This is a genomic window from Rhizobium sp. P2_G2, assembly GCF_056403555.1.
In genome coordinates this window covers 59400-74893 of record NZ_JBFUFF010000021.1, presented here as the reverse complement: position 1 = coordinate 74893, position 15494 = coordinate 59400, and the positions used below count along the sequence as shown (strand labels likewise).

Genomic DNA, 15494 nt, shown 5'->3' with positions numbered 1-15494 from the left:
TTGTTGTGGCTACGCCATCGCGCTGTCGCAAATGACGTTGCGATGCCGCATCATCTGTGGTCTCATGAGGATGCTTGAGGTGCCGGACGGTTCTTGGAATCGTCCGGAGAATTGGGAAGCCGGTTAAAATCCGGCGCTGCCCCCGCAACGGTAGCAGAACGTAATTGCGACGGGAGTCCACTGGGCCAACAGCCTGGGAAGGAGTCGCAAGGTCCGAAAGGACGGTTCTGGAGCCCGGAAACCAGCCTCGGGATTTTAACTCGACTGATCGCGGTGGGCGGTCAAGAGGCGGATGGCTCGTGGCGTCGGAAACCCTAATCCGAAGAACGCGACGGCTGCACGTTTCCCTATGTCCACCATGCCCAGTCCTTGAACCCGACGAGGACCGACCATGGATATCCGTTCCGAAATGCTTTCCCGGCTGAAGACCCGCAAACCCGGCTTCAGCCTCGCTCAGCCATTCTACATCGACCCAGACTATTACCAGCAGGACCTGGAGCATATCTGGTACAAGGATTGGCTCTTCATTGGTCACGATTGCGAAATCCCCGCTGCGGGCAATTATTTCACCGTCCAGGTCGGTGCCTATCCTGTCGTCATCCTTCGAGACAACGACGGAAACATCAAGGCTTTCCACAATTCCTGCCGCCACCGCGGTTCGCGTGTCTGCCAGGATCACAAGGGTTCGGCGGCGAAGCTTGTCTGTCCCTATCATCAATGGACCTACGATCTCGACGGATCGCTGCTCTTCGCCCGGCAGATGGGCGAGAATTTCGACAAGACCGGTTTCGGCCTCAAGTCGGTCGCCTGTGAACTGGCCGGTGGCTATCTCTTCATCTCGCTCGCCGACCAGCCGATGGATTTCGCACCGTTCCGGGCGATGATGGAGCCCTATTTCCTGCCGCATCGGCTGCGCGACGCCAAGGTCGCCTACGAGAGCACGATCATCGAGAAAGGCAACTGGAAGCTCGTCTGGGAGAACAACAGGGAGTGCTACCATTGCGCCGGCAATCACCCGGAGCTCTGCAAGACCTTCCCGGAAGCGCCGACTGTCAGCGGCGTCAACGGCGCCAAGGACGATCCGGAAATCGCCGCACACTGGGAGAAATGCGAAGCCGCCGGCCTGCCGAGCGCCTTCGTCATCGATGAGCAAGGCCAGTATCGCACCACCCGCATGCCGCTACTGCGCGAGGCGATCAGCTACACGATCTCTGGCCGCAAAGCCGTGCAGATGCGGCTTTCGGACAATGTCAACATGGATCGGATCGGTACCTTGCTGCTCTACCACTATCCGACCACCTGGAACCACATCCTCAGCGACCATGCCATCACCTTCCGTGTCCTGCCGATCAGCGCCACGGAAACCGCGGTCACCACCAAGTGGCTCGTGCATAAGGATGCCGTCGAGGGCATCGACTATCGCCTCGATGAACTCATTCATGTCTGGACCGAGACCAACGACCAGGATCGGCAGATCGTCGAGGAGAATGCGCGCGGCATCCATTCGCCGGCTTACGAGCCCGGCCCTTATTCGGAAATGCATGAAGGCGGCGTGATCCAGTTCGTCGACTGGTATGCGAGCTTCATGCAAGAGCGGCTGGCCGGCAAGGATAAGCCCGCACTCCGCTCCGTCGCCTGACCGGGAGGGCACCATGAACATGATGGTGACCGGCGTCACGCCAGCGGCTTTGCCGCTCGATCAATCGAAACCATGGAATTCCGCCCGCCAAATGCTGGTCTGCACCAGCGTCGTCGACGAAGCGCCGGATGTGAAGACCTTTACCTTCGCCGTCGAGGGCGGAGGCTGGTTCAGCTATATGTCGGGCCAGTTCATCACCGTCGAACTACGTGCCAAGGGCGGCGACCTGCATCGCACCTATACGATCTCGTCCTCGCCGTCACGGCCTTATGCCATCGCCATTACCATCAAGGCGCAGCCGAACAGCGTCGGCACGCGATGGATGTTCGACAACGTCAAGCCGGGCAGCCGCATCCGCGCCTATGGGCCTAGTGGCCACTTCACGCTGGCGCGCCACCAGGCGAAGAAATACCTATTCATCTCAGCCGGCTCCGGCATCACACCCATGATGTCGATGCTGCGCTGGCTGTCGGATTGCGCGCCAGGCGCGGATGTCGTCTTTCTCAACTCGGCGCGGCGGCCGGAGGAGATCATTTTTCGCGAGGAGCTCGAATTACTGGCTAAGCGGATGGCGAACCTGTCGCTCGGCTTCCTGCCCGAAGGGCGATCCGTCGCCTCGCCATGGGCAGGCCTGATGGGCCGCCTCGATCGCCACAAACTGTCGATGCTGGTACCGGATTTCATGGGCCGCGAGGTCTTCTGCTGCGGGCCGGAGCCGTTCATGAACGCTGTGAGCGGGATCATCCGCGCCGAAGGCTTCGACATGGGGCACTATCATCAGGAAAGCTTTGGCGCGACGTCGATTGCCGAGAGCGTCCACAAGCAGGCTGAGGATGTAACAATCGAGGGCAGGGCCGCCGGAATGACCGTCAGCTTCCTCGGCTCGAACGAGGAGGTGGTTTGCGAACCGGGCAAGACTATTCTTGAGGCGGCACGCCTGGCAGGCGTTCGTATTCCTGCTGCATGCGAATCCGGCATCTGCGGCACCTGCAAAGTGCTGAAGCGCTCCGGCGAGGTCGACATGCGCCACAATGGCGGCATCAGCGACCAGGAGGTCGCGGGCGGATTCGTCCTTGCCTGCTGCTCCAGGCCGCTCACCTCCATCGACATCGAGGCGTGAGCATGGGGGAGATCTTCAATAGAAGAGACACGTCCGAGGATATGTTCCTCGCCTGGTTCTTAAAGCTGCCTGACAGCGCCAATGTCGCCGATGCGGCGCGTATCGAGATCGCCCGCATCGACAGAGCCGCATCACCGTCGGATGAGGTCGCGCGCCTTCGATCGCTGCTGTATCAAGCCACCCTCAACCAACCTGTCGCCTCACGTCAGCGCCGGCGGCAGCGCCACTGATATGCATCGAGGAGAAAACCGTGAAAGGCTGCAGCCCCTAGCAAGACCTCTGAGCACGCCAACGATAGTGATCGGCGATCAGAGAAAACTCCAGGCGGATGTCCCCTTCAAACTTGGATCCCGTCTTTCCGTCTGTTTGCTGACCTGGGCCTGGCGCATGGAATAGCCGTATTCGACCACTTTGACGCCATCGACGACGAACAGCTGCGATTCGTCGAGACCAGGCTGCAGCGCGCCGGTAATCGAGACGAATTCGTAGGATTTCGTGATGCGCAACGGCGTCTTCGGGAAAACATGGATGATCTGGTTCGCCGGTGGCGCGGGCATGTGGCTGCAGGCTCCCGCGACCGGCACCAGCAGGAACTCGTAGACCAGATCCCCTTCGCTATCGACCGGCAGGACAAAGCCGCTCAGCTCGACGACCGTGTCGTCGTGGTCCCAAGGCAGCGTTTCGCCACCCGGCCCAGGCTTGGCCACGCCGGAGAAAGGATCGCTCGGTCCCTGATTGGCAGGGCGCAATTCGCTCCAGAGGATTTCCTGCGTTTGCGCACAGACACCGGATGTCGCGTAGACCAGGCCAAAAGTGACGATTGCACACTTCAGAGAGGTGAGGTGGAGTCGCATATCTGCATTCCAATAAGCTGATCTAGCCACAAGGCACGCTGTTCCTTCGAGGCTTCGCGGGGAACTATAGAGCCCATCCAGCCAATGACAATCGGGTATTTTTGATCGGGCTCCGTCCTCACGCAGGCGATCTCCGGTCTTGTCGCCGTCAGCTTTCTCCACTGACCGATATTTCAGCCGGGTCAAATCTCAGTGCGCTGCCTCATGTCCTCCGCTGGCCGGTTTTTTGATGAAAAACGCGGTGATCACCGCCGCGATCGAGATGATCGCGCCGCAGAGGAATGCCCCTCGTATTCCGGCGGTGGTCGCGGCCGCCGCCGTGACACCGTCGCCATGGCCAACACTCGAAGCGGTCATCGTCATGATGGCGACGAAGAGTGCTGTGCCGGCGGCGCCGGCGACCTGCTGGGTAGTGCCGATCATCGCACTGCCATGCGAATAGAGGTGGGGCGGCAGTGCGCCCAGGCTGGCCGTGAACAGCGGCGTGAACATCAGCGCCAGGCCGATGCTGAGCACGATATGGGCTGCCAGCAGCAGCCAGAATGGCGTGTTCGGCTGGATGAATGTCAGGCTCCACATCAACAGGCTGAACAGGATGGCGCCCGGCACCACCAGCGGCATCGGGCCATGCTTGTCGAACAGGCTGCCGACCGTCGGCGCGCAAAGACCCATGATCAGGCCGCCCGGCAGCAGCAGCAGGCCGGTCTGCAGCGTCGTCAGGCCGAGCACATTCTGCAGATAGATCGGCAATAGGATGAAGACGCCGAACATCGACATCATCAGGATGACCATCATGATCGCCGGGATGGTGAAGGCCTTGATCGTCAGGGTGCGCATATCAAGCAGGGCCCGATCCTGCCTCTGAAGCTGCATCTGCCGCAGGATGAAGAGCGCGATGACGAACGCACCCACGATGAGCGGGATCCAGGGCGAGATGATCGGCGGATGGATCGCCGCCTCGCCGAGGCCGCTCAGGCCGTAGACGAAGCTGCCGAAGCCGATGGCCGAAAGCGGAATGGAAACGAGATCGATCGGCGCCGTCTTCGGCTCCGTGACATTGCGCATCTTCCAAGCGCCGAGCGCCAGCGCTGCCAGCGCGATCGGCAGGACCAGCAGGAAGAGCCAGCGCCAAGGGAGTGTGCTAAGGATCAGGCCCGAAATCGTCGGCCCGATCGCGGGCGCCACGGAGATGACGATCGAGATATTGCCCATCGTCTTGCCGCGCGATTCCGGCGGCACCAGGTGCATGACCGTGCTCATCAGGAGCGGCATCATGATTGCCGTGCCCGATGCCTGCACGATCCGCCCGATCACCAGCATGGGAAAGCCCGGCGACAGCGCCGACACCAGCGTGCCGGCACTGAACAGCGCCATGGCCAGCATGAACACGGGCCGCGTATTGAGCCGTTGCAGCAGATAGCCGGTCACCGGGATGACGACGGCCATGGTCAGCATGAAGGCCGTGGTCAGCCACTGCGCCAGGCTGGCGGAAATCTTGAGATCGGTCATCAGGTGCGGCAGCGCCACGCCCATGATGGTTTCATTGAGAATGACCACGAAGGCGGACACCAGCAGCAGGCCGATCACCAGCTTGTTGCGGGCGCTCTGGTCCTCTGTTTCGGGTATATCTTCGGCATTGGAAACGGCTTGGGAATCGAGGGTCATCGCGGTGCCTTCAACGGGTGCTGGAAAGATCGGCGCTCAAAATCTGCGAGCATCACCATGACGCTGCGGTGAGAGACGATCCGACAATCTTGCCAATATTTTTTCGCTCGGGCCGTTTTCAAGCCGAGTTATGCAGGTGATGATCCCGCTCCGGGGACATCGAGTGCCTGCCCCTCAAGGCAGCCGGTGTATAACTACACCAGGAACGACACGCTCGGCAATCTCACAAAGATGCCAATGATGCGTCAGGTAGATCACCTGTCCCACCTTGGCCATTTCGCCGAGCAGGCGGAACACCTCTTCGGAGCGGGGATTGTCGAAACTCTCCATGATGTCGTCGGCGACAAATGGGACCGGCGGACGGAGTGCGGCGAACTCCTCATAACCGGCAAGCCTGAGCGCCAGATAGAGCTGGAACTGGGTGCCGGTCGACATGGCATCGGCAAGCTTCGAACTGCCGTCACCCGACACGCCGATCAGGATTTCCTTGTCCTTGTCGGGTTGCGAGGTAAGGCCTGAATAGCTGCCGCCGGTGATCAGGCGAAAAGCCTCCGAAGCGCGGTTCATCATCGAGCTGCGATGTTTTTCGCGGTAGATATGCAGCGCCTGTTCGGCGGCGAGCGTGCCGGTCCTGAGTGTGAGATAACGTCGCGCCAGATCCTCGATTTCGAGGAAGATGGTGCGACGTCTGGCTTCGATCCGGGCGACCGCGTCGTCGCCGCCGACGGCCTCCAGCTTTTGCCATGCCAGCGACATGTCGGAATAAAGCAGCTTTGCCTGCTCGGTCAGGTCCTCGATGCGCCTGTCCAGTTCCAGTGCATCGCGTTCGGTGGCATTGGCATCGATACCGGCAAGCGTTTGCTCGGCCTCCTCGAAGCTCGCCGCCCGCAACAGCTCGGTGATCTGGTGGCCGAGCGCAACAATCCGCTCTTCCAGCCTCTCCCGGTCCTTCGCCAGGTTCAGGAATGTCTCGACCGTCGCCAAGGAATCCGCATCAAAATAGGCGGTCAATTCGTTCTTTCGCGCGGTGTGGACGGCAAGTTCCTCCTCCAGCCCGCGGCGCCTGGTCTGCTGTTTTTCCAGCTCCGCTTGTTTGTCGGCCCGTAGCTGCGCGGCACGCTTTGCGGTCGCGTGGCGCTCGACCAGCGCATTGGCGGCGGCGAGAGGATCTCCTGATGGTTGGCTCTGGCCGCTTTCGGCAAGCAGGGCAGCGATCTCGCCACTGAACTGCTCCTGGTCACGCTCCATCGCGGCGATGCGCTGCGAGAGATCATCACGCTCCCTTAGCACGGCAGGTAGCGTGACAAGAACGTCGAGCATGGCGCGTACCGCAGCGATCGACCCGGCTTTGTCGGCAAACCACGTGCGTGACAACGCCGCGCCCCAGTCGCGGTCCCAAGTTGAAATGCCGGCATCCGCCTCGCGCAAAACTCTTTCGCGCTCCGCCAGATCACGCGCGAGATCGGCAAGCGCTTTTTTATGCGCCAGTCGGGCCTCTTCTGCAGCCTTGCTCGCGGCAAGCACATCGCTTGCGGCCCGTGCAAGGTCTGGCAAAGGCAATTCATCAGCGTCGATCCCGGCGCCGGCAAGCGCAGTCACCAGCGCGGCACCGTGTTTTGCCAATTCGGCGCGGAGAGCTTCCACCATATCGTCTGCCTGCCGGACATCATCCGAGGCCGCAAGCGCCGTAGCGCGTCTGGTGCTCCACGCCTCCAGCAGGGCAACGCGGTCCACCGCACCGCCATCCTGCATCAACGGCTCGGGCAAGAGCCCGCCGACCCGTTCGGCAAGCGCGTCGTGTTCCGTCCGCGCCTGCACCAGAAACTCCTGTTGCCGCCCGATGGCCGCCGCGGTCTCCGCTTCCGTCTGCCTGAGCTGGCGCAGTTCGGCCAGGTCCTGCGCCCGCGACAGCCGGCCGGCCGATAGCGCGTCGTCCTGCCACATCCGCTCTTCGAATGTCCTGGCGGTGTTGCCATCCAGCGTCACGAGATGCGCTTGCCACGCCGCATTGCGCTCGGCGCGAAGCTTTAGCGCCTCGGCATCGTCTATGGGACCGCCGGCGGTAAAGGCTGCGATACGGGCCTTGGCCAATGCCTGTTCCGTGCTCAGGTCGCGCAGCCTCGCTTCATGTTCGGAAATGCGCCTGTYGATCGCGGTTGCCTGGTTGCGCCAGGCCTCGATCTGTCGCGGTTCTGCAGAGGCCATTTCCCGCAGGGCGTCGGCGTCGCCTGCCCAGGGGGTGAGGTGCGCGAACTGGTTCTCCTGCTTGCGCTTTGCCTGCGCAAATGCGCGCTCTTCAACAGCCAGCCGCGCCCCGAGATCCGTTCCGGTCAGGCGGTTCAGCGCCACGTCGACGCGGCCGAGAAGAGCTGGATCGGCGGCAGAAGCGCCATCCCAGGCTTTACCCTCTTCGCGCAGTCGCTCCAGATTCTCATGGGTTCGGGCGAGTTCACGTTTCGCTGAGGTCAGCTCCGCCTCGACGCCCGAGCGTTTTTCGATCAGGTCGCGGATAATGCCGACCAGCGATGCCGGCAGCAGCAGCGATTCCGGCGCGGTGTGGCCGGTTTGCTCCAGCTCGGCGAGCAGACGGGTGAGCGTGCCGTCCTGTTCGGCGAGCACCAGCCGGCGTTTTGGCAGGTCGCCCTCGGCCGCCAGATAGCGCACGCGTGCCTGATCAATCATGTCCATATGGGCGGCGATCGACAGCGCCTTGTCATCGATCACGATCGCCTCGATCTCATCGGCAAGCTGCCGTGTCGAAAGGTCAATCGTTTCGACAAGCGCCTGCAGGCGCGTCTCGTCCCGCAGGAGCACCGGCAGCAGCGCAAACCATTCTGCYGGCGGCCGTGGCAGGTCGCCCAATTCGGCCGCCTCGGTTCTGAGCCGTGCGAGCTCCAATGTAGCGGGCAGCGCGCTGAGCAGCCGGGACAGTTGCTGATGGCGGGTTTTAGCATCGGCCAGCTCGCGCGTGGTGGCGCCATAGGCGGCGTCGGCTTGTTCATGCGTGTTCTTCAGCGCCTGATAGGCGGAGGCCAGGGTGTCGATGGCGTTGCGGTCGTTCTTCAGACCCTCCAGCGCGCGCTTGAGTTCGGCGAGCTTTGTGCTGGAAGAACGCTTCCTGTAGATCGTGCCGGCCTCGTCGGCGGCTGTGACCAGCGACCGGCTCAATCCAGCGAGGCCCGAACTGGCCGAGAACAACAACTCGCCAAGTTCGCCCCGGCTCTGGATAATGGCATTGCCGCCATCCTTGAGCGACTGGTCGTCCAGTGAAAACATGGTGCGATAGGCCTCGCGGCCGATGCCGCTGAGGGCGCCGGCCAGCAGTGCCTCGTTGATGGGCTGGCCGCGCTCATCGACGAGACTGCCGGTCCTGAGTTTGAGGCGCGCCAGTTCATGCACGTGGCCGTCGAATTCGAGCCGTGCGCCGACTTTCATCGTGTTGTATGGATGCAGGAAATTATAGCCGCTACGCTCGGCGATGCCGTAAAGCAGATCGAGATAGGCGGCGAAGGTCGTGGACTTGCCGGCCTCATTCAGGCCGTAGACGATGTGCAGGTCCGGCTTGTCCGGCCTGGCTGCGCCGAAATCGATCGAGTGATCGGTGAACTTGCCGTAGCGGGTGAGATCGAGCCGGTTGAGGCGCATCAGCTCTCCCCTCGATCGACAGCCTTCATGCGCGCGGCGATGTCCTCGGCGCCATCGGCGAGCAATGTGTCGACGAAGCCTTCGAAACTCGCTGCGTCCCGACCGGCGAAGTCGCGGCTTTCCGGCGGTAGATCGGCCAGCAACTCGCGCACCATTTCCCTGACCTCTTCGCGAAAGCCGGTGCGGGCCATGACCTCGTCACGCATCAGTGCGCCGAGTTCGATGATCGGATCGGCAGCCGATGTCTCGGCGCTGGCCATAGACGTCTCGACGGCAAGCTCCAGCTTTTCGATCCAGGTCCGGCCGATCCGGTCGCCGCGCTGCTCTGCCTCGGCCAGCATCACGTCGATGTCGCGCCGCAATTGCCAGGAAAGCGGGGTCCGGCCGTATAGCCTGAGGCGGGCGACCAAATGCGGCGAGGCGACCCTCGCACGCTCAGCCCCGAGCGCCGCTTCGATCGCCGCGACCGCATCGCGCCATTCGCCAATCCCGGTGAGGTCGACATCGACCCGCTCGAACTGCGCCACGCTGGTCAGGCGTTCTTCGACATGGACCGAATGGTCGTCGCCAATGGTGACCAACGACACGGTCTTGGCTCCGGCTTCATTAATGTCGCGACCCTGCGGCATGCCCGGCATGATCACCGTGGCGGCGCCGGGATGCTGGTTGCGCTGGTGGATATGGCCGAGTGCCCAATAGTCGAAGCCCGACGCATGTAGGTCGAGCACGTTGCAGGGCGCATAGACGTCATGGGCGGCAGAACCGGCCAGGCTGGTATGCATGACGCCGATATTGGCGGCGCCCTGCACCGGCGCCTTGAATTTCGGCAGCAGCGGCTCCGGCGCATGCGGCTTGGCAAAACTCAGCCCGTGAATCGCAACGGATAGGTTGCCGCTGGTGATTTCCACCGCTTCGGCATGGCCGGCGAAGATCTTGACCGTCGGCGGCAGCACCAATTCTTTGGCGATCCTCGACATTGCGTCGTGATTGCCGCGGATCTTGTAGACACGGATGCCGGCCTGGTGCAGCCGCTCCATCTGGCTTGCCAGAAAACGCGCCGTTTTCATCGATGTCTGCTCGCCATCGTATAGGTCGCCGGCGATGATCAGCGCGTCGACCTGTTCATCGAGGCAGAGATCGACGATCGCAATCAGCGCCTGCCGGCTGGCATCGCCAACCATGTCGGCAAGTTCGGCATTTCGAAGAGCCAGGGAGCGCAGCGGGGAATCGAGATGCAGGTCGGCAGTGTGGACAAAACGAAACGGCATTGAGTCTGCTTCATACGGCGGTGACGCCCGGCATGCCGCCGGGCAGGTCGTTCCTGCCGATCATAGTGAAGGTGTCGAGGGTATGGCTAGTCTTTTCGCCATAGGCATGCGCCAATTCGGCGTCCAGGGGATTTCACCGATGCATCAGCGGACGTCGGTGATTGCAGCCAGCCGAGCCTTTCCGAGGCAATCCGCAAACTCGAAGATGATCTCAGTTCGATACCGATCTTCAGGGGTCATCGCAGCGATGCCAATCGATCAGCCGGAGACGAGGTCTGTTTCCATCCGGCCCGAAGACGCGGCCTCAGGCAGACCGGCCGAGGCCAGGCGCTTCAGCGCTTCTGCAACGCTTACCCGGCGGTAGGTCTCTGTTGCCAGGCCATCCATCTTCAGCGCCTGTCGGCGCGCTGCGGCGCGGGCGCGGTCCTCGTCAGTCACGTCGGCATCGCGCTCGATCAGCCATTTCAGATAAGTGTCCTCGGTTTCCTTCACCGGGCGGCCGGTGACCGGGGCTACGCGTTGCATGCGCGTCTGGTCGACCGGTCTCAGCACCTGGTTGGGGTTGTATTCGGTGCGCTTGTCGGTGCCCGAGATCGTCACGTCGCCATCCGCAATCCGGCCCGCGGCGCTGTAGACGAAAGCCGATGCGATGCGGTCGAAGGCGGCGTCCTCTTCCTTCGGCCGATGGACGACGTCGCGCATTGGCCGGTCGGGAACAGCAAGCCGGGTGATGCCGCGATCGTTGATGGCATCGAGCACTTCGCGATGGTCCGTGGTCCGGAGGATGATCTCGCGCCGGGCCGGCCAGAAATCGTAGGGCGCGTGCGCCCCATGGCCTTTGCCGACATGGAAGGCATAGATTTCCGGATAGACGGCAAGCGTCGTCCGGCGCGACGGCTTGATGTCGTAATAAGCCATCATCGCCGACTGCAGGAGATGCGTCGCGCCGATGCCGCCGAAGGCTTCGTCGATGACCAGGCCGAAGCGGTCATGCGGATGCCAGTCGGGAAACAGTGCGGCGATCGATGCGGGGCGGCCATCGATGGCAATATCGAACATTTCCGTCTTCAACAGCGACACGACATGCATTTCGATCCGTCCTTCCTGTTGGCAATGCTTCCGGACAATGGCCGAGCGCGCCGGGACTGTCCAGATGCAAGGAGGTCCGGGCTATCCCACCCGTTTACGGTATTCCGGGAGGATGTGATCCGCTGTCAGCGGCGCGAGGTGACGGACATCCGGCGCGAAGGGAGACACCCATCGAACCTCTTCGATCTCCGCCGCAGGACGAATGTCGCTCCGCTCCGTTCTGATGACAAAGACGTCAGCGAGAACCATATGCTCCGGTTCATTGGCCGCCTGCGCTTCGAACTGACCGAGCGCGGTGAGGGCATGGGCGTCAACGTGGAGTTCGAGCTCTTCGCGCAATTCCCTCACAAGGCAATCTGCGGGCGTTTCCCCCGCATCGATTTTCCCACCCGGCTGCATGAAGGCGTCGGTTCCACGCTTGCGCACCAGCAGGGTCTGTCCATCAGGCCTGACAAGCAGAGCCGCTGCAATTCGTATGGTTTTCATCATCTCATCCCATCCCGTCGCGTTTCATGGCTCTGTGAGCGTGCGACGCCATTCACTCAATGCGGATAGCGCTTATCATGCAGTCTGTCGCGGTCAAAAGCTGGCGATGAGTCTCGCGGTCGCGCCATTGGATCAGGACATGTCATCCGCCTGCCGCAGGCCGATCGCAATGCCTGGAAAACAGGCATCCGGTTGCTCGAAGCCGAGCAAATGCGCAGACAATGAACAATTGTAAGCTGCTGATAAAATTCATGAAATTTCTTCGCTCCCGCTTGGAACCAAATGCCGTCGAGATGGTTTTGAAGGGGCTGAAGGAGTGCAACATGAAAACCATCGATATTCCCTGGCATCAACCGATTGTCGTCAAATTGCAGAGCGGCGCCGAGCGTCGTTTCGCTGGCGCCTACGATGCGCTCGATTTCCTGGAAAACGAATGGCCGCTCCGCCATGGACGCCACTATGACAGCGCCAAAAGCCTTTGCCGCGCCGCGCTTAACCGCACGATTTCGTCGGAAGTTGCGCGCGAGGCCTTCATCGCCTCGTGCCTGGAGGCGGGGCTGGATTGCATGTCCCGGCTAGACATTCCGTCACGCGCCGTGACCGGTCGCCGCTTCGGCGCCGCGGCATAGCAGATAAGAAATCGCATAAGAAAAGGCCGGGCGAAAACCCGGCCTTTTGAATGTCCGAAATTCGAAAGCAGCTTAGCGCTTCGAGAACTGGAACGAACGACGGGCCTTGGCGCGGCCGTACTTCTTGCGTTCGACGACGCGGCTGTCGCGGGTCAGGAAGCCGCCCTTCTTCAGGGCTCCACGCAGGCCCGGTTCGAAATAGGTCATGGCCTTGGAGAGACCGTGACGCACAGCACCGGCCTGGCCGGACAGACCGCCGCCGGCGACGGTGGCGATGATGTCGAACTGGCCATCACGTGCCGCCGCCACGATCGGCTGGCGCAGGATCATCTGCAGCACCGGGCGAGCGAAATACGCGGTGTAGTCCTTGCCGTTGACGGTGATCTTGCCGGAGCCGGCCTTGACCCAGACGCGGGCGACCGCATCCTTGCGCTTGCCGGTGGCATAGGAACGGCCGAGGGAGTCGACCTTGCGGACATGCACCGGAGCCGAAGCTTCAGTCGTGGTGGCGATATCCTTGAGGGCAGAAAGGTCAGCCATGCTCAGCCTCTTTTCGTGTTCTTGGGGCTCAGAGCGGCGACGTCGAGCGTGACCGGCTGCTGGGCTTCATGGGGATGGGTGGCGCTGGCATAGACGCGCAGGTTCTTCATCTGGCGACGGCCGAGGGGACCACGCGGAACCATGCGTTCAACGGCCTTCTCGAGCACGCGCTCGGGGAAGCGGCCTTCGAGCGTCTGGCGCATGGTGCGCTCCTTGATGCCGCCCGGATAGCCGGTATGCCAGTAGAACTTCTTGTCGGTGTATTTCTTGCCGGTGAAGACGACCTTGTCGGCATTGATGACGATGACGTTGTCGCCATCATCGACATGCGGGGTGAAGGTCGGCTTGTGCTTGCCGCGCAGATGGTTGGCGATAATGGTCGCGAGACGGCCGACGATGAGCCCTTCGGCGTCGATCAGCACCCACTTCTTCTCGACCTCTGCCGGCTTCTGAACGAAGGTGGACATTTGTCTTATCTTTCGTGTTCGATCCCCGATGCCGGAGGCAAGGGGCGTTTCTTGTTGCTTGCTTTGCAGCCGTTTGAGGATGCAAAAAAGAAGCTGCCCGGATGGGGCAGCGTCTGGCGCGGCTTATACGGGAAGCGAAAAACACCGTCAAGATGATGTTTTCGCCAAGCTATAAAAATAGATTATATAAATCAATGGCATAGATATGTGGTATTATATAACCACAAAAATCTGACTAACCGAGTTTCATCGTCAGTGCCCCGGCAGCGATCAACGCGCCTGCAACATAGCGCCAGGGGCTGGCTTTCTCCTTGAGGATGAAGATCGAGATCAGCAGTGCAAAGAAGATCGAGGTTTCGCGCAGCGCCGCAATCGCCGCGATCGGCGCCCGCGTCATTGCAAACAGCGCCAGGCCATAAGAGGCCATCGAGCCGGCGCCACCGAACAGGCCGCGCCGCCATGTCAGCCGCACATGCAGCAGCACCGGCAGGACGCCGCGCATGAAAAAAGCGAAGGTGAACAGCGGGATCGGTGGCAGGATGCTGATCCAGATCGTATAGGAGATCGGATTGCCCGCCAGCCGCGCGCCGATGCCGTCGACATAGGTATAGCCCGATATCACCACGGCATTGGCGAGTGCCACCCAGATTGCCTTGCCATGGCCATGACGAAAGTCGAGCGCCATGGTCAGCACTCCGACACAGATGAACATCACGCCGGCGAACATCACCGGCGACAGATGTTCGCCGAGGATCGTGCCGCTGGTCGTGGCGACGATCAACGGCGCCACGCCGCGCATCAGCGGATAGACCAGCCCGATATCGCCATGCCGATAGGCGGCCCCGACCAGCTGGTAATAAGTGAAATGAATACAGATGGAGCCGAGGATGAACGGCCACGCCGCCGCATTCGGCATGGGAAAGAACGGCAGGCAGCAGATCGCCGTCACCGCGGCCCCAAGCGCGATCATCGTCGCGTCGAGCTGCTTGTCGACACCCGATTTCACCAGTGCATTCCATGTGGCGTGCAGGGCTGCAGCAAACATGACAAGAAGAATGAGGCTGAGAGGCATGATGATCCGGTGACGGATGGTGGACGCGCCGGAATCACGGGAATGCAAGGCCGACTGCGCAGCTTTCTGCGCCAACATCGCGCGATTGTCAAAAAACTGTCATATTCGGATCGTCCGGCGCGCGACGCGTTTTGTTCTCATCGATCAATGGATTTGATTTCAGCATTGATTCATTTCGATGGATGAGGTACAAAAAAAGAACAAAAAATAAACATTAAGAGATTTAAGAGGTCGCCGTGTCGTTGGACCGTCGCATTTCATTGATCACACTCGGTGTTGACGACATCGATCGCGCCACTGCCTTCTATGAAAAGCTTGGCTGGACGAAATCGCCGGCAAGCCAGGAGGCGGTCACCTTCATCCAGTTGAAAGGCACGGTGCTCGGGCTATTTTCGCGTCAATCGCTCGCCGAGGATGCGCATGTCGAGAATACAGCCAAGGGATTTTCGGGCATCACGCTCGCCCATAATGTCTCCAGCGAGCGCGGTGTCGATGCGGTCTACAAATTCGCCATTGCCTGCGGCGCGACCGAGGTCAAGAAGCCGGAAAAGGTCTTCTGGGGCGGCTATTCCGGTTATTTCGCCGACCCCGACGGGCATCTCTGGGAAGTGGCCTACAATCCGTTCTTCCCGCTCGATGCCGAAGGGCATGTGCGCCTACCGGAGTAGGCAGCCGCCGAAATCGTCGCAATCGCCGGTGACGCAGTGGCGCACCGGGCAGCGGTCGTTGTCGCGCGATGGAATGAGCACGCGCTCCGTCACCTGGTGCGAGGCGCAGAACATGTCGTTGCGCACATAGCGATCGTAGAGCGTCAACCCGTTCTTGCGCGGCGAGGGATAGCGGAAGATCGCCGCACCTTGCTGGTCGATAATCGATTGGATGTCGCCGCAGCTGTGGTCAAGCGCGGTATAACGGGAAATCGCCGATGTCGAGGTTGCCGAAAGCGCCAGCATCGCCACGATGATAAATTTCGTCATCCACTTTCCTCCCGGAATCCTAATCATTATGTGAATCTGAGAG

Annotated in this window: 15 protein-coding genes and 1 riboswitch; of the genes, 5 read left to right on the top strand and 10 right to left on the bottom strand. The window is 61.3% G+C overall.

Features of this window, described 5'->3' with window-relative positions; genetic code table 11:
• Window positions 1–60 precede the first annotated feature (60 nt).
• Window positions 61–264: riboswitch (cobalamin riboswitch) on the top strand.
• A gap of 127 nt (window positions 265–391) precedes the next feature.
• From AC1D06_RS17290 to AC1D06_RS17280, 3 genes are read left to right on the top strand one after another with little or no spacing between them, the layout of a single operon-like run.
• The gene (locus AC1D06_RS17290) at window positions 392–1639 is read left to right on the top strand and encodes an aromatic ring-hydroxylating oxygenase subunit alpha (protein ID WP_477987161.1); all 1248 of its coding nucleotides are present in this window, start codon (window positions 392–394) and stop codon (window positions 1637–1639) included.
• Window positions 1640–1652: 13 nt separating this feature from the next.
• Window positions 1653–2759, top strand: a complete 1107-nt coding sequence (locus AC1D06_RS17285) for an FAD-binding oxidoreductase (RefSeq protein ID WP_477987160.1) — start codon at window positions 1653–1655, stop codon at window positions 2757–2759.
• A gap of 2 nt (window positions 2760–2761) precedes the next feature.
• Complete coding sequence (locus AC1D06_RS17280; protein ID WP_477987159.1) at window positions 2762–2989, top strand: hypothetical protein; 228 nt, start codon at window positions 2762–2764, stop codon at window positions 2987–2989.
• Between the two features lie 78 nt (window positions 2990–3067).
• Here AC1D06_RS17280 and AC1D06_RS17275 read toward each other — a convergent pair whose 3' ends face one another.
• The 6 genes from AC1D06_RS17275 to AC1D06_RS17250 form a co-directional block, all read right to left on the bottom strand.
• Window positions 3068–3613 carry a DUF3299 domain-containing protein gene (locus AC1D06_RS17275; protein WP_477987157.1) on the bottom strand — a complete coding sequence of 182 codons (546 nt, stop codon included), beginning with the start codon at window positions 3611–3613 and terminating at the stop codon, window positions 3068–3070.
• A 189-nt stretch (window positions 3614–3802) separates the two neighbouring features.
• Window positions 3803–5278, bottom strand: coding sequence for a DHA2 family efflux MFS transporter permease subunit (locus AC1D06_RS17270; RefSeq protein WP_477987156.1), 1476 nt, complete (start codon window positions 5276–5278; stop codon window positions 3803–3805).
• A 174-nt stretch (window positions 5279–5452) separates the two neighbouring features.
• Window positions 5453–8923: an AAA family ATPase gene (locus tag AC1D06_RS17265; RefSeq protein WP_477987155.1), complete on the bottom strand. Its 3471-nt coding sequence runs from the start codon at window positions 8921–8923 to the stop codon at window positions 5453–5455.
• Window positions 8923–10191, bottom strand: coding sequence for a metallophosphoesterase family protein (locus tag AC1D06_RS17260; protein WP_477987154.1), 1269 nt, complete (start codon window positions 10189–10191; stop codon window positions 8923–8925). Before AC1D06_RS17260 ends, AC1D06_RS17265 begins: the two co-directional genes overlap by 1 nt.
• 258 nt (window positions 10192–10449) lie before the next feature.
• The gene (locus AC1D06_RS17255; protein ID WP_477987153.1) at window positions 10450–11280 is read right to left on the bottom strand and encodes a hypothetical protein; all 831 of its coding nucleotides are present in this window, start codon (window positions 11278–11280) and stop codon (window positions 10450–10452) included.
• Between the two features lie 81 nt (window positions 11281–11361).
• Complete coding sequence (locus tag AC1D06_RS17250; protein ID WP_477987152.1) at window positions 11362–11769, bottom strand: NUDIX hydrolase; 408 nt, start codon at window positions 11767–11769, stop codon at window positions 11362–11364.
• Between the two features lie 320 nt (window positions 11770–12089).
• Between AC1D06_RS17250 and AC1D06_RS17245 the strand changes: the two genes are divergently transcribed.
• Complete coding sequence (locus AC1D06_RS17245; protein WP_477987151.1) at window positions 12090–12395, top strand: DUF982 domain-containing protein; 306 nt, start codon at window positions 12090–12092, stop codon at window positions 12393–12395.
• A gap of 72 nt (window positions 12396–12467) precedes the next feature.
• Here AC1D06_RS17245 and rpsI read toward each other — a convergent pair whose 3' ends face one another.
• From rpsI to AC1D06_RS17230, 3 genes are all read right to left on the bottom strand, one after another.
• Complete coding sequence (gene rpsI / locus AC1D06_RS17240; RefSeq protein WP_477878022.1) at window positions 12468–12935, bottom strand: 30S ribosomal protein S9; 468 nt, start codon at window positions 12933–12935, stop codon at window positions 12468–12470.
• Between the two features lie 2 nt (window positions 12936–12937).
• Window positions 12938–13402, bottom strand: a complete 465-nt coding sequence (gene rplM / locus AC1D06_RS17235; RefSeq protein ID WP_477878023.1) for a 50S ribosomal protein L13 — start codon at window positions 13400–13402, stop codon at window positions 12938–12940.
• A 235-nt stretch (window positions 13403–13637) separates the two neighbouring features.
• Window positions 13638–14474 (bottom strand): EamA family transporter, encoded by an 837-nt coding sequence (locus AC1D06_RS17230; protein ID WP_477987174.1) that lies wholly within the window; start codon window positions 14472–14474, stop codon window positions 13638–13640.
• A gap of 236 nt (window positions 14475–14710) precedes the next feature.
• Between AC1D06_RS17230 and AC1D06_RS17225 the strand changes: the two genes are divergently transcribed.
• Window positions 14711–15142: a VOC family protein gene (locus tag AC1D06_RS17225; RefSeq protein WP_477878024.1), complete on the top strand. Its 432-nt coding sequence runs from the start codon at window positions 14711–14713 to the stop codon at window positions 15140–15142.
• On the opposite strand, the gene AC1D06_RS17220 is transcribed toward AC1D06_RS17225, so the two are convergent.
• Window positions 15131–15451 carry a hypothetical protein gene (locus AC1D06_RS17220; protein WP_477878025.1) on the bottom strand — a complete coding sequence of 107 codons (321 nt, stop codon included), beginning with the start codon at window positions 15449–15451 and terminating at the stop codon, window positions 15131–15133. The two genes, AC1D06_RS17225 and AC1D06_RS17220, sit on opposite strands and share 12 nt — an antisense overlap.
• Between the last annotated feature and the right edge of the window lie 43 nt (window positions 15452–15494).

Coding starts and splice junctions, on each gene's coding strand:
- rplM (WP_477878023.1), bottom strand. CDS start 13,402: ATGTCCACCTTCGTTCAGAAGCCGGCAGAGGTCGAGAAGAAGTGGGTG.
- AC1D06_RS17280 (WP_477987159.1), top strand. CDS start 2,762: ATGGGGGAGATCTTCAATAGAAGAGACACGTCCGAGGATATGTTCCTC.
- AC1D06_RS17270 (WP_477987156.1), bottom strand. CDS start 5,278: ATGACCCTCGATTCCCAAGCCGTTTCCAATGCCGAAGATATACCCGAA.
- AC1D06_RS17245 (WP_477987151.1), top strand. CDS start 12,090: ATGAAAACCATCGATATTCCCTGGCATCAACCGATTGTCGTCAAATTG.
- AC1D06_RS17230 (WP_477987174.1), bottom strand. CDS start 14,474: ATGCCTCTCAGCCTCATTCTTCTTGTCATGTTTGCTGCAGCCCTGCAC.
- rpsI (WP_477878022.1), bottom strand. CDS start 12,935: ATGGCTGACCTTTCTGCCCTCAAGGATATCGCCACCACGACTGAAGCT.
- AC1D06_RS17275 (WP_477987157.1), bottom strand. CDS start 3,613: ATGCGACTCCACCTCACCTCTCTGAAGTGTGCAATCGTCACTTTTGGC.
- AC1D06_RS17220 (WP_477878025.1), bottom strand. CDS start 15,451: ATGACGAAATTTATCATCGTGGCGATGCTGGCGCTTTCGGCAACCTCG.
- AC1D06_RS17290 (WP_477987161.1), top strand. CDS start 392: ATGGATATCCGTTCCGAAATGCTTTCCCGGCTGAAGACCCGCAAACCC.
- AC1D06_RS17260 (WP_477987154.1), bottom strand. CDS start 10,191: ATGCCGTTTCGTTTTGTCCACACTGCCGACCTGCATCTCGATTCCCCG.
- AC1D06_RS17255 (WP_477987153.1), bottom strand. CDS start 11,280: ATGCATGTCGTGTCGCTGTTGAAGACGGAAATGTTCGATATTGCCATC.
- AC1D06_RS17285 (WP_477987160.1), top strand. CDS start 1,653: ATGAACATGATGGTGACCGGCGTCACGCCAGCGGCTTTGCCGCTCGAT.
- AC1D06_RS17250 (WP_477987152.1), bottom strand. CDS start 11,769: ATGATGAAAACCATACGAATTGCAGCGGCTCTGCTTGTCAGGCCTGAT.